5 protein-coding genes are annotated in these 5,067 nt (G+C 43.1%); all 5 read left to right on the top strand.

All coding sequences use genetic code 11. The annotated features are described in order from the left end of the window. The first annotated feature begins 871 nt into the window (after nt 1–871). Entirely contained in the window at nt 872–1,261 is a 390-nt protein-coding gene (locus tag ACP5KC_RS07260) for a hypothetical protein (RefSeq protein WP_428287108.1), read from the top strand. A gap of 11 nt (nt 1,262–1,272) precedes the next feature. Continuing rightward, nucleotides 1,273–2,412 carry a type I-A CRISPR-associated protein Cas7/Csa2 gene (cas7a, locus tag ACP5KC_RS07255; RefSeq protein ID WP_428287107.1) on the top strand — a complete coding sequence of 380 codons (1,140 nt, stop codon included), beginning with the start codon at nt 1,273–1,275 and terminating at the stop codon, nt 2,410–2,412. Nucleotides 2,413–2,456: 44 nt separating this feature from the next. After that, nucleotides 2,457–3,239, top strand: coding sequence for a type I-A CRISPR-associated protein Cas5a (cas5a, locus tag ACP5KC_RS07250; RefSeq protein ID WP_428287106.1), 783 nt, complete (start codon nt 2,457–2,459; stop codon nt 3,237–3,239). Next, a complete protein-coding gene (locus tag ACP5KC_RS07245; RefSeq protein ID WP_428287105.1) occupies nt 3,226–4,389 on the top strand; it encodes a hypothetical protein in 1,164 nt (387 codons plus the stop codon). Before cas5a ends, ACP5KC_RS07245 begins: the two co-directional genes overlap by 14 nt. Beyond that, nucleotides 4,353–5,067: DEAD/DEAH box helicase (locus ACP5KC_RS07240; RefSeq protein WP_428287104.1), on the top strand; the 715-nt coding region annotated here is incomplete at its 3' end. The genes ACP5KC_RS07245 and ACP5KC_RS07240, both read left to right, overlap by 37 nt.

Here is a 5,067-nt window from a genome sequence, read left to right as displayed (position 1 = left end):
CTTGAAAAATCCGCTTAGCAGGTCTTGAACGACTTTTTTAAGGAAGTCCTCAGCCTCGAGACGCACTCTATCCTCGGTGCCCTCCCAGTGAAGGTCCTCCACGGCCTTCGAAGTGGATCTACCTGCTTTAACACAGTCTCCGGAAGCGCTCTCTACGTTGCTTATCAGCTCCTTAGCGTTGTAAATTTATCTCCTGCCACGCTTAGACTTGTCACATAGTATCCAACAGAACACGTTCTCATAGTCTGACAAACCCGCATGCCTTTAGAAAAAATAATGAAGCGATAACCCCACTCCCAAGACCAATGCTAGGGCCCTCTTAAACAGTGGATTCGATCTCCTTCAACCTATTCCTGAGTGGGAGCGTCTCGCCATAGCTCAAGAGCTCGGCGAACCCTTTTCCAATTTTTAACAAACTCTTTTGAACGTTAAGGTTCAAACCCCCTTCCCTCAAGCTTGTACTTGGGTTCATGTTTCGAAAGGCTTCAGCTCAATGTCCCCACCAATACCAAAAGCCAGCAACTTCTGTATTGATAAAGGAGCAGATAATGAATCAAAAGATTGGTGTAAAATTAGGAATCTTTTAGTTCCTTCGGTCTTCCAAATAGAACTACTGTACTGAAAGCCTTTAAAAGGAGACCTGCTGAAAGGTTTCGAGATGTAAACTAGCTAAAACTTTCAATATATCTTGAGAAGATGATCGTAGAACAGCAAAATGGGATTGAGACTACAAACGCAGAGGATTTTTGTGCGTACGTCGAGTTCCATGGAGATTGGTATCATTTTTATTTAGACTGTTTATGAATCCTGGGAGAGTAAAGTTTTTATATTAAGAGGAGTACATATAAATAGATTGATGGGTGAGCAACATTTGAGACCCCTATTGTATCGCGACTTAAATGAGGAGGAGAAAAAGGCGTTAAGAAACCTCGCTCGAGGTCTTAGCTACTTTGCACGAGAAAGAGCGTATGGTTACATCGATAGAATAGCTAATGCTTACTCAGTTATCACATTAAGGCAGGTTCTCATGGAGGCCTTGAGGGACTTGAAGAGCGAGTATGATCGTGGCGAAGATGTGTTCATGCCTACGGGTAAGGATGTCGAAACGTTCTCGAAGTTAGCAGAATTGGATCTTAGCTTTGCAAAAATCGTGGCGTCGCTAGCAATATCTTACTCGTGGGGTAAAGAAGAGGAGGGTAAAAAGCAGGGAAAGGATGAGGAAAAGGAAGAATTTAAAGAGGAAGAAAAAGTGAGCGAGTAGGGTGGGGGTTCGTGGTCTTCCTGTCCATGGCTGCCAGGCTTGAGGTCAACGTCGAGGCTCTAAATGCTGTTGAAACAGTCGGTAATGTAGTTAAGCATAGAAGAGCTCCTATGGTTATCCCAACAGAGAGCGGCTACAGGCTAGTATATGTTCCAGCAGTTAGCGGAGAAGCCGTAGCAAACGCCTATCAAAGAGCACTAGTAGAGTATGCCAAAATAATTTACAGGACCGCTAACCTAACCCCACCGCTAACACCATGGGATGAAAGACACGAGTTCGTTAAGTTCATGGATGACGCTCACTTGACTAATAAGTTGAAAGCCATCGTTCAGAGCGCACAGAGCGCAAAATCTAAATCTGACGTTACTTACATAATTAGCTTAAAACATGATTTTGAAAAAACAGCTATAACCGAAAGTCTTGTAGCCGATATTGGAGGTTTTCTCTTCGCCAAGGATGAATTACCAGTTAAGAGAACTTCAAGGTTCTACTGCGGTTACGTGCTACCGGTATATGATGCCATTGATGTTACAGCTATAGAAGCGCAGATCCACGCAAGGCACGTGCCGACGGAAACCTGGAGAAGAGAAAAAGAGCAAGAGAAAGGGGGGCAACAGAGCGATAAAGCAGAGGAGCGAAGAGCACAAGCTCAAATGCTATACTATGTTGAAGTTGCCTCCGGAATTTATGGCTTGACTCTAGCCATCGACTTAAGTGGTATCGGTGTTACATCGCTAGTTAAAGTCGAAAAAGCACTGAATTTCGATGAGAGGTTGAGGAGGGTCAAAGTTGCTCTCGCAGCCTTACAAGCCCTCTTTACTGGAGTAGGTTTTGGGGCCAAGCTGACTAGATTTACTCCAGTTAAGAGAGTTATATCGGCCGTTGCCACAGTAACTCATCCATTGCCTTTCATGGTACATCCACCGCAAGTCAAAGGTTACGTTCAGGAAACTGTTAACAGGTTATTAAAGTTCAGAGGATATGCTAAGAACAGCTTAAAGGTGGAGCTAGATAGCAAAGCAGTAGTTTATGGAGAATCAGTTACAGCCACCGAACAACAGGTAGTTACAGTAGCCGAGAGCCTTGAAGACTTCTTTGATACACTAGCAGGCACAGCAATAGACCTCTACACGAAGTACGAAAAGGACTAAAGAATTAAAATATCACCTCTAATGAAGTAGCAGGTGTAAACACAATGTCCTTTTTCTATATTAAGGTTTCACTTAGTTTTCATTGGGGTTATTTAATACGTAAGTACACAGCGAGCAAAACTAGGGAATCATACCTAGTACCACCACCGACTACCCTTATAGGGGCACTTGCCTATGGTTACGCAAAGTTAAAAAACCTGCCAGAAGAAGACACGGGCTATATTTGCTATGATTGTAGTACGGCAGAGCGGATAAGAAAGCAGATAATATCGGTCAACACAAAGTTGCTAAGTCGCATAATACTGTATGCGGATCTTACGCGGATCTGGTGGTTCAGAAAAAGGGAATCAATAGCGAAGATGGATGCTGTGGCGATAGGTAAGACCTATGTTGGCAAACTCAACACAGCAAAAGATATGGAAGTGGTCTATGTATTTAGCAACGATATTAAGGAAGAAGAAAAGCGGAACCTCGTCAAAGCTGCGTACTCGATTATTAGGATTGGGGGCTCTCATGGACTTGTCTCTGTCATCGACGTGGACTATGGGACGGCTTCAAAGCTGGTGGGTGAAAATACCGTTCATACGCAGTTTTCTACTTGGGGAGACATAGTATCAGTTCAAGAGGAAGTTCCACTTCTTCGAGAGCTTGTAGTAGACTACAAAAGAGTTGGTAAAATGGGCGATTACTCGGGGGCACCTTATAGAGAACACTTGTACATGTACAGAGTGGACCGTTTGGAACCAGTTAAGGTTGAAGTTAAATTGGAAGGAGGGGCTTTGCCAATAAAGATTGGAGATGAGGTGGTTGTGATTGAGCGACAATAGTATATTAATAGACTTACCTCCTGAGGGTCTCCTAATAAGAGAGCTCACAACTACAGCAATAAACGCAATTGCTTCCTTAGGTGATTTGGAAGTCTTTGTAAAGAAGAATACGGTCGAGCTAAAATCGAGTTCTCGAGAGATCGAATACTCTCTGCAGAAAGCGGTCAACGGTCTCAAGAGTGTTCTCGAAGTGAAAGAAAAGCTTGTGTGGCCATACTTACACAAGAACGATAAAGGAACTCTTAGTAAAAGTAATATTGTGAAAGAAATTGTGAAAGAAAGTAAAAACTTAAACACCTACTTGGACTTAGCAAAGTTATTCATAGATAACTTACGCAATCTGTTACTTGGTCAACCAGGCAGGCATCTCAATATATCGTCTGCTGCAGACAAAATTACCTTGGGTAAAGGCAACATAGCGTTACTTCAAATGCTCAAGGTGGAATTTTACGAAACTTCGCTAAAATATAATGCGCCATACAGCAGAAATATTGAGATACGAGTGGACGATGCGTGGCTTTCATTATTAATCGCAGGACTAGTCGTGTCATATGTGGGAGCGCCAGGGCTTCTGGGACCCTACGAGTTTATGACAACGCCCGAACTGCTCTCCAGGAATCCAATGGAATTTAAAAGGTTTATCAGCATAAACCTTTCCCATGTTACTCGTAGGGTAAGAATGAGACCCGTACTACCGTACCTGTTCCAGATCCACATTTTAGCAAAATACGCTCCGAAAGAAGTTCTTAACCGTCTCTCTAGCCTTTTCGAATCAGGGAATAACGAACCGCCAATTACGCGCCCGTTGTCATTTAGAACGCACATGCTAGCATCTTATGGTGGGAAAGAATATGTTGAACTTTCAAGGGAAGATATAATATTGAGTAGCCGGATCCTAGAATTTTTAGACGAATTGGGAGAAAAATGCTCACAGCAGCTTAGCGATTTTATCGAACTGGCTTACGAGGCCAAAAATCCAAAAGTAGTTAACGCTTTAACATACCTCTACGAAGCCGTGCACGATGCCAAAGATCCCGCATTCGCATCTTACTACTTTGTTAGAGTTGCCGAAGAGATAGCAGTAGAAAAAAAGCGTCCACCATTCTCGTCGCTGTGCGTGGAAAGAATTGTGGAGACTTTGACGTCATAATAGGGATGGCCATGAAAAAACTAAGATTAGAAGACCTTTATTTGAAATTGGTGGAAGCCGGCGTTTTCGGGTCTAACAAACCTAGAGAATTCTTGCTAGAAGCGCTAAACCGTGTTGAATGCGGTATTAAAGAGAATAAGGCTATAATAATTAGGGCTCCGCCTGGTATAGGCAAAACTGCTATATCCATGACAGCCGCTCTTCATGCCGTAATTGATGAAGACCCGGATTACTTGAGAGTTATCCACGTAGTTCCAACAAGGAGTCTAATCGAAGATATCATGAAGAGGGTGAGTGCGGGGTTTGAGAAGCTTGTGGGAGAAGAAATGAGTAAAGGTGTTGTACGACGTCAATATAGTGTGGTCCATGAGACCCCGTTTTTATCTGGGTTATTCGTTGTCACCACTTATGACACCTACTTTTACAACATTGCTAAAATCTCCCCTAGTCTTTATGGTAAACTCGTAAAGGGTCACACGGGTCACTATGAAATACCCAGGGCTTCTCAGCTCTCATCCTTAAGCGTGTTTGACGAAGTTCACCTAATACTAGAAGAGGACGAAAGTGCGGCCCAACACTACTTATCTGTATTTGAATTCCTAAGCAAGAGTGGAAGTCCATTGCTAATAATGACTGCGACTTTGCCATGGAAGTTACTGGAGGGGATAAAAGAGTCTA

This window comes from Infirmifilum sp. (genome assembly GCF_049970975.1).
Lineage (GTDB): Archaea > Thermoproteota > Thermoprotei > Thermofilales > Thermofilaceae > Thermofilum > Thermofilum uzonense.
The sequence above is the reverse complement of the archived record's forward strand: the minus strand, read 5'-3'. Positions and strand labels throughout refer to the sequence as shown.